General features: G+C 41.6%; 12 protein-coding genes. 1 reads left to right on the forward strand and 11 read right to left on the reverse strand.

The genetic code is table 11. The features are described from left to right. Positions 1–3: 3 nt before the first annotated feature. From P2A85_RS20005 to P2A85_RS20055, 11 genes are all read right to left on the reverse strand, one after another. On the reverse strand, positions 4–270 hold the full coding sequence (locus tag P2A85_RS20005) for a hypothetical protein (protein WP_377475031.1): 267 nt from the start codon (positions 268–270) through the stop codon (positions 4–6). Continuing rightward, positions 267–3,683, reverse strand: coding sequence for a helicase-related protein (locus P2A85_RS20010; RefSeq protein ID WP_377475033.1), 3,417 nt, complete (start codon positions 3,681–3,683; stop codon positions 267–269). Before P2A85_RS20010 ends, P2A85_RS20005 begins: the two co-directional genes overlap by 4 nt. Before the next feature lie 388 nt (positions 3,684–4,071). After that, entirely contained in the window at positions 4,072–5,283 is a 1,212-nt protein-coding gene (locus P2A85_RS20015; protein ID WP_377475035.1) for a glycosyltransferase family 4 protein, read from the reverse strand. Between the two features lie 270 nt (positions 5,284–5,553). Next, positions 5,554–6,315, reverse strand: coding sequence for a WecB/TagA/CpsF family glycosyltransferase (locus tag P2A85_RS20020; protein ID WP_377475037.1), 762 nt, complete (start codon positions 6,313–6,315; stop codon positions 5,554–5,556). A gap of 301 nt (positions 6,316–6,616) precedes the next feature. After that, on the reverse strand, positions 6,617–8,002 hold the full coding sequence (locus P2A85_RS20025; protein WP_377475039.1) for an O-antigen ligase domain-containing protein: 1,386 nt from the start codon (positions 8,000–8,002) through the stop codon (positions 6,617–6,619). Positions 8,003–8,476: 474 nt separating this feature from the next. Continuing rightward, positions 8,477–9,142 carry a response regulator gene (locus P2A85_RS20030; protein ID WP_340519652.1) on the reverse strand — a complete coding sequence of 222 codons (666 nt, stop codon included), beginning with the start codon at positions 9,140–9,142 and terminating at the stop codon, positions 8,477–8,479. Positions 9,143–9,422: 280 nt separating this feature from the next. Next, on the reverse strand, positions 9,423–10,769 hold the full coding sequence (locus P2A85_RS20035) for an EAL domain-containing response regulator (RefSeq protein WP_340519600.1): 1,347 nt from the start codon (positions 10,767–10,769) through the stop codon (positions 9,423–9,425). Between the two features lie 222 nt (positions 10,770–10,991). Continuing rightward, on the reverse strand, positions 10,992–12,101 hold the full coding sequence (locus tag P2A85_RS20040; RefSeq protein WP_377475042.1) for a GGDEF domain-containing protein: 1,110 nt from the start codon (positions 12,099–12,101) through the stop codon (positions 10,992–10,994). A 212-nt stretch (positions 12,102–12,313) separates the two neighbouring features. Further along, on the reverse strand, positions 12,314–12,979 hold the full coding sequence (gene purN, locus P2A85_RS20045; protein ID WP_377475044.1) for a phosphoribosylglycinamide formyltransferase: 666 nt from the start codon (positions 12,977–12,979) through the stop codon (positions 12,314–12,316). 83 nt (positions 12,980–13,062) lie between these two features. Then, positions 13,063–14,055 carry a type IV pilin-like G/H family protein gene (locus P2A85_RS20050; protein ID WP_377475046.1) on the reverse strand — a complete coding sequence of 331 codons (993 nt, stop codon included), beginning with the start codon at positions 14,053–14,055 and terminating at the stop codon, positions 13,063–13,065. A 49-nt stretch (positions 14,056–14,104) separates the two neighbouring features. After that, complete coding sequence (locus P2A85_RS20055) at positions 14,105–14,680, reverse strand: GNAT family N-acetyltransferase (RefSeq protein ID WP_340519607.1); 576 nt, start codon at positions 14,678–14,680, stop codon at positions 14,105–14,107. Positions 14,681–14,739: 59 nt separating this feature from the next. On the opposite strand from P2A85_RS20055, the gene P2A85_RS20060 reads away from it, so the two are divergent. Next, positions 14,740–15,630, forward strand: coding sequence for a carbohydrate ABC transporter permease (locus P2A85_RS20060; RefSeq protein ID WP_377475049.1), 891 nt, complete (start codon positions 14,740–14,742; stop codon positions 15,628–15,630). Positions 15,631–15,695: the final 65 nt, after the last annotated feature.

Here is a 15,695-nt window from a genome sequence, read left to right on the forward strand (position 1 = left end):
TCCTTATATTTTGAAGTATCGTTTAATTTGTGAAGTTTTATAAACTGTTACCACCAACTTAACCTCGATCTCTTCTTCAATGACAACGCGACAAAGCATTTCACTTTGCAATAGCTCATCAAAATATCGGCGCATATAAACCTGTCTATTAAGATGTATTTTATCTGGAACAATCAATTCAGGCGAAAAAATAGTCATTTCGACTACTTCTCTAGATATTTCTCGATCTAACAAGTTTTCTTCAGCGTGTTTTAGCCATCTTATCATCATCTTTTATTCACCAACATCCAAGCCACCAAATCAAATTTGTCAACCTGAAATTTTTGCTCAACATTACCATCTTGCTTGATCACATCCAACGCTAATTGATTACCTTTTTTAATTTTCCCTAACAGATCCCTTGCTGCCGTTCCCATCGTCTGCTTAATCGAGCCATCTTCCATCACCTCAGTTTGTACCGCCTGACTACTTAGCCAAATTTTCAACGCATTCACTAACTCAGCGATCGCAACCTGTTCACCCCGATCCACAGCAGGTGGTACAAATCGCTCTTGGTCTTTGTTTACAGTCAGAAAATCCAACACCTCTTTTTGATTGTTTAAAACCAACTTACCCGACTTGTCGATATAAATCAAGTCAAACACCTGATATTGATGATCGAGCTTCTTCGATGGTTTTGCAGGATAGCCAAGTAAAGCCACAATGCCGTCACGAGCGCCTGTCGCCATATCTTCCACAAATCCCGAATAAACACCTTTAGGCATCTGGCGATATTTGTCCTTGTCACGATTGAACTCAGCAAGTAAATCCTGTCGATAGCGCTCCAAAGACAAACTATCAAAGCCTAACCCTTGATCGCTCACCTCGATATCATCCCAAGTGATTAGCATTTGTTCCATCATGCGATCGTTCATCTTGCGATCGAAGTCCTCATCATGAGCCATCTTTGCAAAGCTGTCAGAGAACTGATGATCGACCTCTGACCCAGCTAACTTCATCGCCGCCATCCGTTGCTCGATCCGTCCTTGCAGATTGAGGTAAGAATTAATATTGGCTGATGGCCAGAAGTTAATCCCGAAGATTTGCGCGTTCGGACTACCCAAGCGATCGATCCGTCCCATACGTTGAATAATTCGCACAGGATTCCAATGGATATCGTAATTAATCACCATATCTGCATCTTGTAAGTTCTGCCCCTCACTAAGAGCATCCGTAGCAATCAAGATGTCAATAGGTTTAGTTAACTTTTGGTGCGTATCAGGATGGTTTTCTGTAATCCAATCTTGCCATTCTACAAAAGCTTCTAATCCTTGTTTCTCTGAATTAAAAGACCATTCTTTTTCACAAAATAGCTTGGTATAGGGTGCAAATCTTTCGAGAATCGCTTCCATAGACTGTTTGCGATCGCTATCATCAGATTGCGAACCAGTACCAGATGCGATCGCGATCTTGTCAAACCCTCTCGCCTGAAGCTGCTCAAACAGATATACCGCCGTATCTCGATAGACCGTAAAAATCACCACCTTGGGATTATGGTTATTTACGCCCGATTTACGTTTTTTGACAATCTCTGCAATCAGCGCCTTCAACTTATCATCACAGGATTTCAGTCGATCCGACTTCTTGGAAACTGGAGCAATTTCTTTGTCAAGTTTTACAGAAAACTTTTGCAAGTTGACCGAAAGCTGATCTAGAGCATCTAAATCTTGTTTGAGATCTTTTTTAAACTTATCTAAATTCCCAACCCGATCAATTTCGGCGATACTAATCGGGCGTTTTTTGCCTAGGGTGTACTGCTCAACCGCTTCTGTAAACTCATCATCATTTTGATCATCATCCAAGTTGACCGCATCATTTTCTATGACTAAGTTTTTTGCCTTGCTTGCTTGATACGCCTTAATCTTATCTAAAGCATTTTGATGATGATCCTTAATTTTCTCAACTGTTGAGTAAAAGGAGAACCAAGAAGACTCTAACCGCTTCACCATCAGGATATAGATCATCTTGACCAGAAAGCGATCGCGCAATTTTTCATCACGCAATACATCTTTCTTTACCCCTGAATCATCATCTAAATAAAAAGCTGGTTGATAGCCTGACAGCATTGGTGGGAAATGCTCAAATAACTCCTCAAAGGTTTCAAAGTTACCAAGCTGATGTGGTGTTACAAATAAATTTACAGGCTTATTTTTGACAGGAAATATTAAATCAACTTGCTGACTTTCCACCATTTTACGAGTTCGGGCAACTAGCAAAGAGTCAGTCAACCTAAAGAAATCATTACCTGAGAGTTTTTTGATAAAATCTCCGATTTGGGGATGTTGATCTTTGCGCCATTCATTAAATATGGTTTGTGCTTGTTTAAAGGAATAGTCAATGTTTTTGACACCTAGCTTTGTTTCATAACCATTTACATCCCCCTGCACCATCAACTTAAACTGATTTCTGGCATCATTGAGAGAGTTATTAATCGGTGTTGCCGATATCAATAAAACCTTGACATCTTGGTTCTTCTGTAAAATCTGCTCAACCAGAAACTTATAACGATTTGCCTTGTCATTCCGTAAATTATGGCTTTCATCAATCACAATTAGCTTCGGCTTATCGTCACGAAAGAACTTATCAGCGCGATCATTGTAGGACTCTAAGCGAGAGTTACTCATATCTGTATGAAAGCGCATAAAAAACTTGAGCTTGTCTACCTCAAACTTAGATTCTTGATCTTCCTTGTAGCGTCTCCAGTTATTGTCAAGTTTCTTAGGGCAAAGTAAGATCACCTCACGCCCCTGCATCTGGAAAAACTTCATTACCGCTAAAGCACTCCAAGTTTTACCCAAACCTACCGCGTCTGCTAGGATTGCCCCATCATATTTCTGAAGCATCCGAATTAAACTCAGGACACCTTTTTTCTGGAAATCATACAGAGCATTAAAAACAGCCGTATTTTCTAACCTGCCAACTTGACGATTAAACTCTGGATCGTTCTCAATTTCCAGAATTTGATTGCCAAATAGCTCAAATAAAATATTGTAGTAAATATCCCGTGGCGAATATTCGATAAATATTTTAGCGATCGCCTCAATTAGATATTGCTTAAAATCAATCTTTCTACTCGTACCATCCTTAGCCAAAATCGTTTTCTCTTTATGAGCTTGGGGCTTATGCCACAGAGTCTCAAACCATTCGACTAGCTCTTTATATTGGCTATTGTTTCCCGTCTCAGCAATATTTAGTTCCAGATTGTTAGTTTGCTTTTTGCCAATTCCCGCTTCGGTCAGGTTCGAGCTACCTGAAATAAAGTATTTGTTGCGATCGTCTTTCTTTGATGGCTCAAACAAGTAGCACTTAGCATGACAAAAATTTGGCTCTAACGTTTTTGCCTTAACCTTGTCCTGCTTTAAAAAATCAACTGCTTCCTGAGCCAGACGACTAAGATTCAATGCCGCTTCAATCGTAATATTCTCATTTAGTAAATCTAAGGGACGATCATCGACTTGATCTAAGTTCACGATGTCTCCCAACACTAGCCGAAACTTCGTAATTTTTTGATTAACCTGCTGCGAAAGATAGGCTAAAGCGCCAATAGTAAAATAGCCTGTAACGATATCAATAGTGCCATCTTCTGTATATTTAACAATCCATTCGTGGACTTTCAGATTCTGATTTTCGTTGTCTAATATCATCGTTCCTATCCCCTTAACTCAAATACTCGTTGCCATTGTTCCCTTCCTAGGACTTTCAAAGAACTGCTGAGTCATACAAAAAACAAGTGTTTTGCCTTCTGGGAAAGCCAGAAGGTGAGTATCCAGCGCTCACCTGTTTTTATATTACACAAATTTGGTGGTAAAATCTGACTGCTGAACTAAAATAATACAATTGAAACGATACTGCTAATGAACCTGCGGTATTTTTCAGTGATTCGCTGACAGGTAATTCCGATGTAGATGCAGCATTTGTAAGTTTTTTAGTCACAATATTTCTTAGTCCGCGTAGGCGGACTTTGTTTGTGTAGAAGCGGTTTTAACCGCCGAGTAATCAAGGTTGACTTTACTTTACATCTAAAACCTGCGGCTAAGAATCCTTCATCCCCCCCTGAAACAACGCCACTAAATTCTTCGCTTCCAAAGCCACATCATGCTGCTGAGCAACCCGCAAAGCTCCCGCCTTCCCCATCTGTTCCAACCGTTCCACAGGCGCCTCCAAAGCCTCCAACATCGCATCAGCCAAGGCCTCTACAGAACCAGCAGGAATCAACCAACCGCAAACTCCAGGCTCCACGAGTTCCGGAATACCAGCCACATAGGTGCTAATCACAGGTCTGCTAAGAGCCAATGCTTCCATAATTACCACGGGTAAACCTTCGGCAAAACTGGGCAAAACCATTGCTCGTGCAGCTAAAATCTGCTGCTGAACTTGAGCGCTATCGGCCCATCCTGTAATTTCTAAATGATTTTGTAATCCATATTGGTCGATCGCCTTTTCAATATCCGATCGCAACGGCCCATCACCTACCAAGATTAACTTAAACTGCAAACCAAGGCTAGCCAACTTACGCGCAGCTTCCACCAACAGCAAGTGACCCTTTTGTTCGCTGAGTCGGCCAATACAAACCAACCTAGGCTCAGAAGTTACCGGAATATACGGTAAATCCAAAAAAGCAGCATCTACGCCACAGTGAATTACATGAATTTTAGACCAAAAAGCGCGATCGCACCACCGATACAACTGACTTTTACCAAAAGAACTAACCGCCGCCACAAAAGCCGCCCGCTTAATTTTTTCCTCAAAGCCCAGAATTGTAGCCTTGTCGAATTCTTCAGGACCATGAACCGTAAAACTGTAACTAGGCCCACCAAGCACCCGACACAACATCGCTACAGTGGTTGAATTTGTCCCAAAGTGAGCGTGAACGTGTTTGACTCCCTGGCTGGAAAACCAATTTAATAGCACACAGGCTTCAGCAAAGTAAGCTAGATGAAGTATAATACCGCGATCGGAATGCCAACCTACTTTAAACATTAACCCTAAAGCTTCAACAAACCGAATAGGTCTCGTTATCGCCACCCGCAGCAAACCCGATACTAAGCCCAGAACACCAACTCCTAAAACAATCTGAGTCTGTTCTTGCTCTTTTTTGTCTCCTTCGTCCACCAGTTCCGACTCGCAGGAGCGAATTGAAAAACGGGCAACTTTCATACCACAATGCTCTACAGCCAAAATTTCTCGGCGGACAAAACTGTGACTGACTTTGGGATATTGATTAACTAAATAAGCAATGGTCATGGGCCTGTCTGAAAATGCTGTGGTTAAACTGAGATAATTCTAGCCTGCTAATCCCTGTGAAATTTGAAATTAGAGATTTGAGATAGCAAAACCCCAAAAAATCACCCCACAGACCAATCCGGGGCTAAGAAGACTCCATGAAGTTAGACCGAGAGAGACTTTGACTATCCTTGTTCACCAAGCCTCTCCCGGTCTAGCTTAACTTAATTTTGGTAATCTTAAAGTCCATCGGCACTCCAGCAATCACCTATCTCTTCAGAGATTGCTGATTTAGCCATCACAGAAAGGCGTTTTATAATAACCTAATTTTTGTTCTACAATCAATCTGAAAAAAGGCAGAGCATCAACCAAATATCTTTTCCACAGCCTTCTCGGTTCACTTAACAATCGGTAAGCCCATTCTATGCCAACTTCGCTCATCCATTTCGGAGACCGGGCTTTGCAACCAGCTTCAAAATCAATAGTTGCACCTATTGCCAAGAAAACTTTGATATTGGTCAGTTTGTCTCTATATTTAACCAACCATTTCTCTTGCTTAGGCGCACCCACTCCGATTGCCAATACAGTCGCCCCTGATTGATTAATGATGTCAATTATTTTTTCACACTCTTCTTCATTTTTTTCAAACCCAAAGGAAGGAGAATAGGCAGCAACTACTATTTTTCTACCCACTTTTTGGTTGATTTTTTCCTGAGCTTGAATTGCCACCCCTTCCGCTGCTCCTAGTAAGAAAATCTTAATATCTTCGCTATCTTTATGATAGTTATAAAATGCTGGAAACAAGTCAGAACCAGAAATTTTTTCTTGGATGGGAGTACCCAAAAATTTTGAGGCATACATCAATATCTGACTATCGCAAACTCTATAATCACAGCTATTATAAGCTTCGTAAAAATCTCGGTCATACTGCAATTTAATTAAATGGTCTACATTGGGCGTAAATACAACACCGCCTCCTTCTTTTAAGTTTTCAAACAGTTCTGTGATGGAACAATTATCAACCGGTACATTCAATAAATTAACTACTTTCATTTTCGATTTCCCTCAATTTTTTATACTCTACTAAAACTCACACGATAAATTTCTCACTTCACATTTTGGTGAGCTGGCGAATCAACTTTTCTTCATTATATCCTCTTCCCCTTACTGGTTGAGTATGTCTTTTTAAAGATTCTGTAAAGAATTCTGGGTTTCCGGCAAAGAATTAATAAAGAGACTAGATTTTATAATTAACAACATAGGTCATAAAAATAATATCTTTTAACGAGGGCTATATTTCAAGCCCGCACTCTAATCGGCGCTAGGCTAGTGTCTAGTCAAACCATACTCTGATTTAGTGGTGGGTTGTTGACATTCGTGATTTTTGTGGACTCAAAGACCGTCTAGGTAAGGGCGAACTGGTTTTCTTTGGCTTCAGACTTTCGGTATCTTTTAAGATTACACCAGCTATTCCTCCCGCAATCAGCGTAAAAATTGGGTTAGTCATAGCATTCAAAACACAGTCAAACGCATACATAGTTAAAGCTATTCCCAGGACAGCCGCTGGTGCGACTTTCGGATTAGACCAGGTTCGGGCTGGATATTTGAAACAAAAGGCGATCACAGGTAATAGCAAAGAAGAAAATAAACTCGTTAAACCGACTACGCCGTTGACACCAAAAGCAATAATCCACAAGCTGTCAGTGACCGATACATCATCACCGTACTCATTGTATACGCGGTTGCCACCCGAATCGCCCCAGCCAAAAAGAAATCTTAGTCGCGCTTTATTGCCCAATATCTCTTCATTTTGAAATCTAAAACCCAGAGATGCTGCTCGTTCTTCGCCAAATATTTGAGAGATAAAACTAATCACTTCTTCACTAGAAAATTGACCCGATGCAGCTAAATAAAGGTAGAAGATGATATATCCAATTATCAACAACAATGGCAAAGACGTTTTGAAAATTTTGGCGCTGAACAAGACGACTAGCGACATGGCAAATAAACTGTAAGCCCCAGTAGAACGGCACAAGAAAAAAGCGATAATTAGTACAATTACCAGAGTCTTCATATTGCGCCCCTGAAACTTCTTGAGGACCCCAGTTTGCCACAACCAAAATCCCACTAAAGCAGCAGCCATCATCCACAGCCCCACCATCAAACCGTGCTGCATGAATACTACCGGTCTCCACCCCCCCATGCGTCTAGCCTGACCCCAATCTTCAAAAGCATTGACACCGTAAACCATCTGGTGCAGAATCGGTCCCCTAACCCCTTCAATCATCGTAAAAGGAATGTAGGATAACCCACCTGCAAAAATGCCGATCGCTAACTGTCGCAACCCATCTAAACTATTGAGATACAAACGCCCTAAAAGAAAAGGCATCCCCCAAGCAACAATTTGGTTTAAAGTTGGAGACAACGGGCTTCCACCATTAGTAACTTGCGAAGCAATCGGGCATAAACAGCAAATTAGGATTGGTACATCTATCCAGCCTGGCTTAAAAGAGCTGAATCGCGTAGTATCGTAAACCAAAGTACCCAGCAAGACACCGTAGCAAGCTGCTGACATCTTGTTGTAGGGAGGTAATCCCGGCAGGCTTAGAGAAACTTGCGGTAAAAACTGCCACGCTACAATTAGACTTACGATTACGGCTCGCTGAGTAGGGAACCTGACAAACAGATACAAAACGACTGGAATCCAGCCGTACATCACAATTGGAATCAATGCTGCCATAGACGTGGTGTGCCAAGTTTATTGCCAATCAGTTGTAGTTATCACAAATCTAACCTGTCAAGTCACCGAGTTTAATGGTTGAAAACGAAAATAAATAGGTTGCAGGACTCAAGCAGAGGAAACAAAAAATACAGGGTTGGGGGTGGGACCTGGTGTTCCAAATTTTTGTCCTCAGTTACTCCTGACTTTAATTGTACGATCGATACCCCTCAAGTCACACACCCTAGACACCCTCTCAGATAGCGACTGTTACCATTGAACTTGAATTGTGGGCTGTAATTTTGCTGTTGCCCGCTCTTTTTGTGTGGATTTGCAAATAGCAGCTTTCAATGTACCCTCGAAGCACTCCGTGGCATCATCCCAAGTATAAACGATCAGTCCTAGATTTACCCAATTCAATGTATCTGTGGCTTATTTCACAGGCAAATTTCAATTTTCTCAGTCTCGTTGTGCCTGTATCCCTTAGCTCTACAGCTAACTTTGAGGAGGTTTGTATCCCCTCTCCAGAGCAAATTTTACAAGCTGAGATCGATTTTCCATGTGTAACTTGCTGAAAATGCTACCCAAATGAGCTTGGACGGTTCTGGGACTAATAAACAGTCGATAGCTAATTTGTTTATTGGTATAGCCTTGAATAACCTCCCAAAAAACTCTTTCCTCCGCAGGCGTTAAAGGCAAAGGTGGAGGTGGTGGCGCTACTGATACCACCTTTGGCTCGACCCCCACGGGAGTAGAATTTTGTAGGAGTCGGACAATCTCGGCATGAATGCGGTGAGAGCGTTCTAACTGGGCTTTGACTTTAGCTAATATTTCTTCCGACTGAAAAGGTTTGACCAAATAATCATCCGCCCCCATGGAATGACCTTCAACTTTGGATTCTATCTCGCCTTGACCAGATAAAAATATAAATGGCATCAATTGTCCCAAGCGGGTATTTCGTAGGCGGCGACAAAACTCAAACCCGTCCATCTCCGGCATCATCACATCAGAAATCACTAAATCTGGAGGGTCGTTTTCAAAGATAGAGAGTGCCTCAATACCAGAATTAGCGCATTTAACCCGGTATCCTTGGCTTTCCAAGTACATTGCCAAGACTGTTTGACAGTCTGTCTCGTCGTCAACAACCAATATTCTTTCCATGCCAGCCTTGCACCAAGTCGCGTTGACAGTCATTGAAACTGTAACTCCTAAAACAGGAACTTTAATGAGTTTAGCGAAAAATAGGGTCTAAAGCCCCATCCTTCTAGGGCGGCTTTTTATCTAGTTGTTTTCGTGGCCTGACGAGCTAGTTTTAAAGAGCTTGGGAATCTATATCTACTTTCTATTCACGCTGTAAAAAGGGTGAAACAAGAAAACATATCCTCAGTTGAAAATTGTCTATGAGGATTGAATGATGATAAATATTTTTGTTTGAGGAAACTCAAACTATTCCTAAGCTTGACATGGAGAGGTTTTTTGATTTTTCGCGTTCAGCAAGAGGCATAAAAGGGATGGCACGAGTCGATACTGTTCCCAGTGGTGCCTCAAACAACTGTTTGTCTGCCACCAGCAAACGCTCAAATATGGTTGCAGGTTCGGGAGGGCTGAACAGGTATCCCTGCATGATATCGCACTGGTGCTGTCTCAAAAAATTCAACTCTGCTTCCGTTTCTACCCCTTCGGCAATTACGGTCATATTTAAACTGTGGCCGAGTAAAATCACCGCAGTGGTGATTGCGGCATTTTGAGAATCGTCGTTAGCATTGCGGACAAAAATTCGATCGATCTTTAAACTGTCAAAAGCAAATTGTTTTAGATACCCTAAAGTAGCATAACCAGTACCGAAGTCGTCAACAGCAATCCGAATGCCTAGAGCTTTGAGTTCATTGAGAGTAGCACCTGCGACAGCAGCATTTTCTACCAAAGCGCTTTCTGTCATTTCTAGCTCTAAATTAGAGGGTTCCAAGCCCGTAGTTTCCAATATTTGGACAATCCGCGCCTTAAGTTGGGGGTCTGACAACTGTCGGGCGGACAAGTTCACTGATACCCGGAACGGCGAAAATCCGGCTGCTAGCCAACTCGCGGCTTGAGCGCAAGCTGAAAGCAGTACCCACTCGCCAATGGGAATAATTAAGCCTGTCTCTTCTGCTAGGGGAATAAATTCGGCGGGAGAAATTATACCTCGATCGGGATTTTGCCAACGCACCAATGCTTCTGCACCGATAATTTGTCCGGTAGCAATATCCACCTGGGGCTGATAGTATACCTGAAACTCGCCCTGTGCCAAAGCGCGGCGCAGCAAAGCTTCCAAGGCCAACTTTTCAGGAGAGAGAGCGGAAATTATTGTCGAGTCATTAACTAAATCGGTGAGTCTGGCCTCTGCTTGTTGCAGTGCGACACTCAGGGGGTGAGTAATAGTTTGTCGTTTCGAGACACGAGAAGAAATTGCTCCGAGCAATTCGGCCTTGGTAAACGGCTTTGTCAAATAATCGTCACCGCCCAAGTCCATCCCGCGGCGAAAATCCGCTTTACCACCTTGAGCTGTCAGAAAAATAAATGGAATTGTTGCAGCCAGGGAGTTTTGGCGCAGAGTCCGCAAAACCTCATAACCGTCGAGTTCCGGCATCTGCACGTCACACAAAATTAAATCTGGAATCTCCGAGAGTGCCATCTGCACCCCTACTCGACCGTTTTGAGCCACAATGACTCCATAGTTCTGAGATTCCAGGAGTTGCACAAGAGTTTCCCGGATTAATTCGTCGTCCTCAATTACCAAAATTTTGAGCATAATACTTAGATAACGGATGGATGTATAGATACCGGAACCTGACTAACACTAGCATAGTAAAAATATCGACTTGCTGATTGGGCCAATCAGCCAATCTATAATTAGCCATTTGGCTAATCATATTTCTTCTGCTTGCAAGTCACAATCAAAATACCCAGAAGGTAGTTATAAATATATATCAAAACTAGGTAATTTTTGAAAGGGAGGAAATCAGAGAATGGTCTAGCTGTAATCCTCTAGGATAAATCTGTCTCGTCCCTTGTCTTTAGCTTGATAGAGACAACGGTCTGCTGCTGCAATCAAGTTTTCTTTGGATGTTCCCATCTGAGGAAGGGTGCTGGCGACACCCAGGCTAAGGGTGACAAAAGAACTGACAGGGGATTGAGCGTGTTCAATTTTTAGTGCTTTGATCCCTAGTCTGATTTGTTCGGCAATGTAAGCAGCGGTGTTCGGTGATGTGCCCGGAAGTATTACGGCAAATTCTTCGCCTCCATAACGAGCCACTAGAGTTTCTCCGGGAACTTTACCAGCCAAGTCATTCATAGCTTCCACAATCCTCTCGGCTACCTGTTGTAAGCACAGGTCTCCAGCTTGGTGTCCGTAATTATCGTTGTATTTCTTAAAAAAGTCAATATCACACAAGATCAGAGATAATTCTGCTTCTTCTTGCTCTAACTGTTGCCATTGTTGCTCTAAATATTCGTTAAAGCAGCGGCGGTTAGCTACTTGAGTTAGGCCGTCGGAGTTGGCGAGGCGATACAACTCGGAATTTGCTGTTTCCAATTTAGTATTTGCCACTTCTAAGTCGGACTTAGCAACCGATAAATTGTAATAAAGTTCGCTAATGTACCAAGTAGCTTTTTGATGAATTTGGGACAGAGCTAACAGCACTTGATGTACATCTAAGAGTCTGTAATTTTTATCGTTTAACTGTACGACTATAGGCTCGTAAAGTAGTTCTGGCGACCGCTGGACTGCTCGCTGAGCTGCCATCACAATTAATGTTACTCCCGGTAAAATTAAAATATCAGTTCTAGCTATTTGATATAAAGCGAGAATGGGTCGATGAGCAAATATATCTATGCCATAAGGACGGCTCATGTGTTCCATAAATCGTCGGCGAGATATCATTCCCAAAAACTCGCCTTTAACAGTCAATACAACTCCTGGAAGTAGCGGTTGAGTGTGAAATAATCTAGCTACTTCTTTCCCTAAATAAGAAGATTCAACCTGAAAATTAAATACTGAAAGCTCGTTAAGAGTAGATTCTAAAGATAGAGTTTCGGGTAATGTTTTAGGCCAAATAGGTGTGGAGACAAATTTAGTAGACACAGCGTACACCCGCATGAACGTTATAGTAGCAATTAAGCTAAGGCCAGCTACAAACTAATGCTACCATTAATATATTAGCATTAGTTGTGTTTTGGGATACATGAGTTTTTATAATGATAATTATGGGTTTTTTTCTTAAAATATTTTATGGGAGCAATTTATCTGATTTTGACCTAACAGACTTGCTAGGAATGAGGGCAACAAGTAATTACTTAAACTGCAATTTGATGGGAAATAAGTGCGATCGCGCCTACCATGATTTTGTGTTCCTGCACTTGAATGCGAGCGTGTAAAGTTTCTGCGGTATCATCGGGAAATACGGGGACTGCTGCTTGCATTAAAATTGGACCGCTGTCAACTTCTAAATGAGCGATATGCACTGTACATCCAGTGATTTTTACTTTGGCTGCAAGTGCTTGTTCGACAGCGTTGATTCCAGGAAAACTTGGTAATAAACTGGGATGGATGTTAATAACTTTGTCTGGAAAAGCATCGAGCAAAACTTGGGTGACAATCCGCATCCAGCCAGCCATGATGACCCATTGTACGTCATATTTTTGGAAAATTTTAACAATTTGGGTGTCTAATTCAGCACGTTTTTTGTAGTCGCGGTGATTGAGTAAAATTGAGGGAATGCGGTATTTTTCGGCTCTAACTGCTGCTATTGCTCCGGGGTTATTGTAAATTAATACTTGGACTTGAGCGTTGAGCTGTTGCTTTTGGATGGCTTGGGCAATTACTTCAAAGTTGCTGCCACTTCCTGATGCGAGAATTCCTAGTTTTAAGGGTTCACTGATAGAAGCATTTTTTTCGATTTCGGCGTGAGGGATTTCAGGGACAATTAAACAATCTATAGAATTTATATTTGCTGTTATCATAAATTTTTTACCGTTATATCACAATAGTCCGAACAGTTTTCAATTTGTAGCCTGAAACACTCTATTTTCCGTTGGTAGCTCGATTATCGAATCGCCTTGAAACCCTGATTCTGTGGTGCGTAATAAATATCTCCCGCAGTTATTGATATCAAAGAGGAATTAATTGGGCATCTAAAGCTGGCTTTGTCATTATTTATCGGAACTATAGGTCTAGGTGGAGGTATAGTAGAAGGTTTATCGGTTTGGCAAATAAATCCAACGCTAGTTACAGAATTATCGGCATCGTCTTTAACTTTTACTAAAAAAACTGCACCTGTATAACTTCTAAATTGACGTTTTTTAGCTTGAAGGGTTATAATTATACCTTCAGTTGCACCACTTTCAGGTAAAATTTGGTAGCGATAATTTTCTGTATCTAATCTCGTTCCTATGGCAAGTTCTTCAAGGGTTGTAGCAAATTTGGCATTTTCGGCGTAGAAGCTTTGTTGTGCGCTAATAGCATACCTAATAAATTGTTCTCCTTCATACACTGCTCGCGGATTTTCTGGTTCTAATAGATTAAATCTTTCGATTTTTGTATTTCGTGGTAAAGCTGTGACTGTAGAAACTTTTTCTAGAAAAATTGCCCCAGCCGTAAAAGTATTTGGTCTGGGTTCTCCTGGCTTTAAACCCATGAGTTCTACACGCAGTTGACTGGGATTGTTGAATTCAAAAATTGTCCGCAAAGTTTCATCACTGCTGCTGCTAACTAAATCGATTTGCATGGGTTGCGAGAGCGAGTTAATTTTGTAGCTAAATTCATAGGCGGTGGGATTAGGGAAAGGATAGCCCTTAAGTATAAATAATTTGCCTTCTGGTGTTAAAATTACTGTTAAAGGAATCGGCGATAGATATTTCAGTTGCCACTGTCCTACCAAATTTTCGGCTACAGTTTTGGCTGGGGGATTTGCTTGAGAGATAATTACCGATCGCAAAGTTGGCTGTTGCGCGATCGCACTCGTGACTAATCTGCTCCAAGGTAACAGACAACAGGCGCCTATCAGAAATCTGGGAGTATTTAATTTTTTTATGCTCATCAATAACACACCCCGATATTCAAAATAATTATACCACCTACAACGAATTCTACTCTGGTCGATCGGCAAAAAAATCATCCCTGAGAATCGAATAAATTTTGAGATCCCAATATTGGTCTTTGACAAATAGCTGCTGTCGCAATATTCCTTCCAATTGCATTCCGACTTTTTCCATCACGCGGGCTGATGCAATATTTTCTTGTGCACAACGAGCCTCTATTTTATTCAGGCTCATTTCCCGAAAACCGAAGTCTATAATTGCACTGACAGCCTCACTCATGTATCCTTGATTCCAGTATTTGCGAGAAAGAGCGTATCCAATTTGAGCGCGACTGTGGTTCATGCTCCATTCGACATATCCGCAAGTTCCGATCAATTTTTGTTCTGTTTTGTGAACGATTCCCCAGTCAATGAGTTCTCGCTTTTTATACATTTTAGTGAGACTTCGGAGAAAACTTTTAGTGTCTTCGATAGAAGTATGGGTTGACCACATGGTGTATTGAGATACTAGGGGGTCTGAGCCATACTCAAACATATCGTTGGCATCGTTTAAAGTAATTTTTCTGAGCAGGAGTCTCTCGGTTTCTATAGTGGGTAAATTGGATAATATATCTAGAGGCTGCATTTTGAAATTCACCTGTATTGTGATACAGTTTAAAACTAAAAGATAATTTTTACAAGCCAATGGTTGCGATTAAATCTGGGCGTTTTAACTGGTTGGACAATGAGTCGATCGCAGCTTGGACTTTTTTAGCCCCAGCTTTGTTGTTTTTGGGTACTTTTTTGATTTACCCGATCGCCTATTTATGCTACCTTAGCTTTACCACTGGCAGTTTCACCCCATCGGGTATGCGTTTTATTGGGTTAAAAAATTATTGGAGTCTACTCACTAACCCAGATTTTTGGCAAGTTGTCCAAAACACCATCTATTTTACTACTGTTACAGTCATTCCCAGTTTAGTTATTCCCTTGGGTTTGGCAGTTTTGCTAAATCGCTCCTTTGCTTGGCGAGGGATACTCCGCACAGCCTATTTTATTCCTTCGATTACCTCTTTAGTGGCTGTCGGCTTAGGTTGGCGGTGGCTGTTTCAAACTGAGGGGCCTGTGAATCACCTCTTAAGGGCGGTGGGTTTAAATCCGATACCTTGGCTTAGTAGCACGGTTTGGGCAATGCCGGTGCTGATTTTGCTCAGTATTTGGAAACAATTAGGCTTTAATATGGTAATATTTTTGGCGGGTTTGCAGGCAATTCCGGTCAATCGTTACGAAGCTGCGGAATTGGATGGAGCTGATGCTTGGCAACAATTTTGGTACATTACTTTACCGGGTTTGCGCCCGACTTTGGTATTTGCGACTGTCACTACTGCTATTTTTACCCTGCGGAGTTTTGAGCCAGTTTATGTGATTACTGGTGGTGGTCCTTTGAATTCTACTAATCTGCTGGTTTATTATATTTACGATCAAGCTTTTGCACAATTTGATTTTGGCTACGCAGCGGCGGCGGCAACTTTGTTGATGGCTGTAGCTTTGGGATTGGTTTATTTGCAACTGAAGGTTTGGGGGGAGGATGCTTGAGTAGGCGCAAATAATTTTTACTATATAAAGTTGAATGGCATCTTACCCGTTCAGAATGCAATTGC

It is taken from the genome of Microcoleus anatoxicus (assembly GCF_042465725.1).
Taxonomy (GTDB): domain Bacteria; phylum Cyanobacteriota; class Cyanobacteriia; order Cyanobacteriales; family Microcoleaceae; genus Microcoleus; species Microcoleus anatoxicus.

Excerpts from the sequence above, each read along its gene's own strand:
- P2A85_RS20025 (WP_377475039.1), bottom strand. The coding sequence starts at position 8,002 with ATGGCAGCATTGATTCCAATTGTGATGTACGGCTGGATTCCAGTCGTT.
- P2A85_RS20015 (WP_377475035.1), bottom strand. The coding sequence starts at position 5,283 with ATGACCATTGCTTATTTAGTTAATCAATATCCCAAAGTCAGTCACAGT.
- P2A85_RS20005 (WP_377475031.1), bottom strand. The coding sequence starts at position 270 with ATGATGATAAGATGGCTAAAACACGCTGAAGAAAACTTGTTAGATCGA.
- P2A85_RS20050 (WP_377475046.1), bottom strand. The coding sequence starts at position 14,055 with ATGAGCATAAAAAAATTAAATACTCCCAGATTTCTGATAGGCGCCTGT.
- P2A85_RS20055 (WP_340519607.1), bottom strand. The coding sequence starts at position 14,680 with ATGCAGCCTCTAGATATATTATCCAATTTACCCACTATAGAAACCGAG.
- purN (WP_377475044.1), bottom strand. The coding sequence starts at position 12,979 with ATGATAACAGCAAATATAAATTCTATAGATTGTTTAATTGTCCCTGAA.
- P2A85_RS20030 (WP_340519652.1), bottom strand. The coding sequence starts at position 9,142 with ATGGAAAGAATATTGGTTGTTGACGACGAGACAGACTGTCAAACAGTC.
- P2A85_RS20060 (WP_377475049.1), top strand. The coding sequence starts at position 14,740 with ATGGTTGCGATTAAATCTGGGCGTTTTAACTGGTTGGACAATGAGTCG.
- P2A85_RS20010 (WP_377475033.1), bottom strand. The coding sequence starts at position 3,683 with ATGATATTAGACAACGAAAATCAGAATCTGAAAGTCCACGAATGGATT.
- P2A85_RS20020 (WP_377475037.1), bottom strand. The coding sequence starts at position 6,315 with ATGAAAGTAGTTAATTTATTGAATGTACCGGTTGATAATTGTTCCATC.
- P2A85_RS20035 (WP_340519600.1), bottom strand. The coding sequence starts at position 10,769 with ATGCTCAAAATTTTGGTAATTGAGGACGACGAATTAATCCGGGAAACT.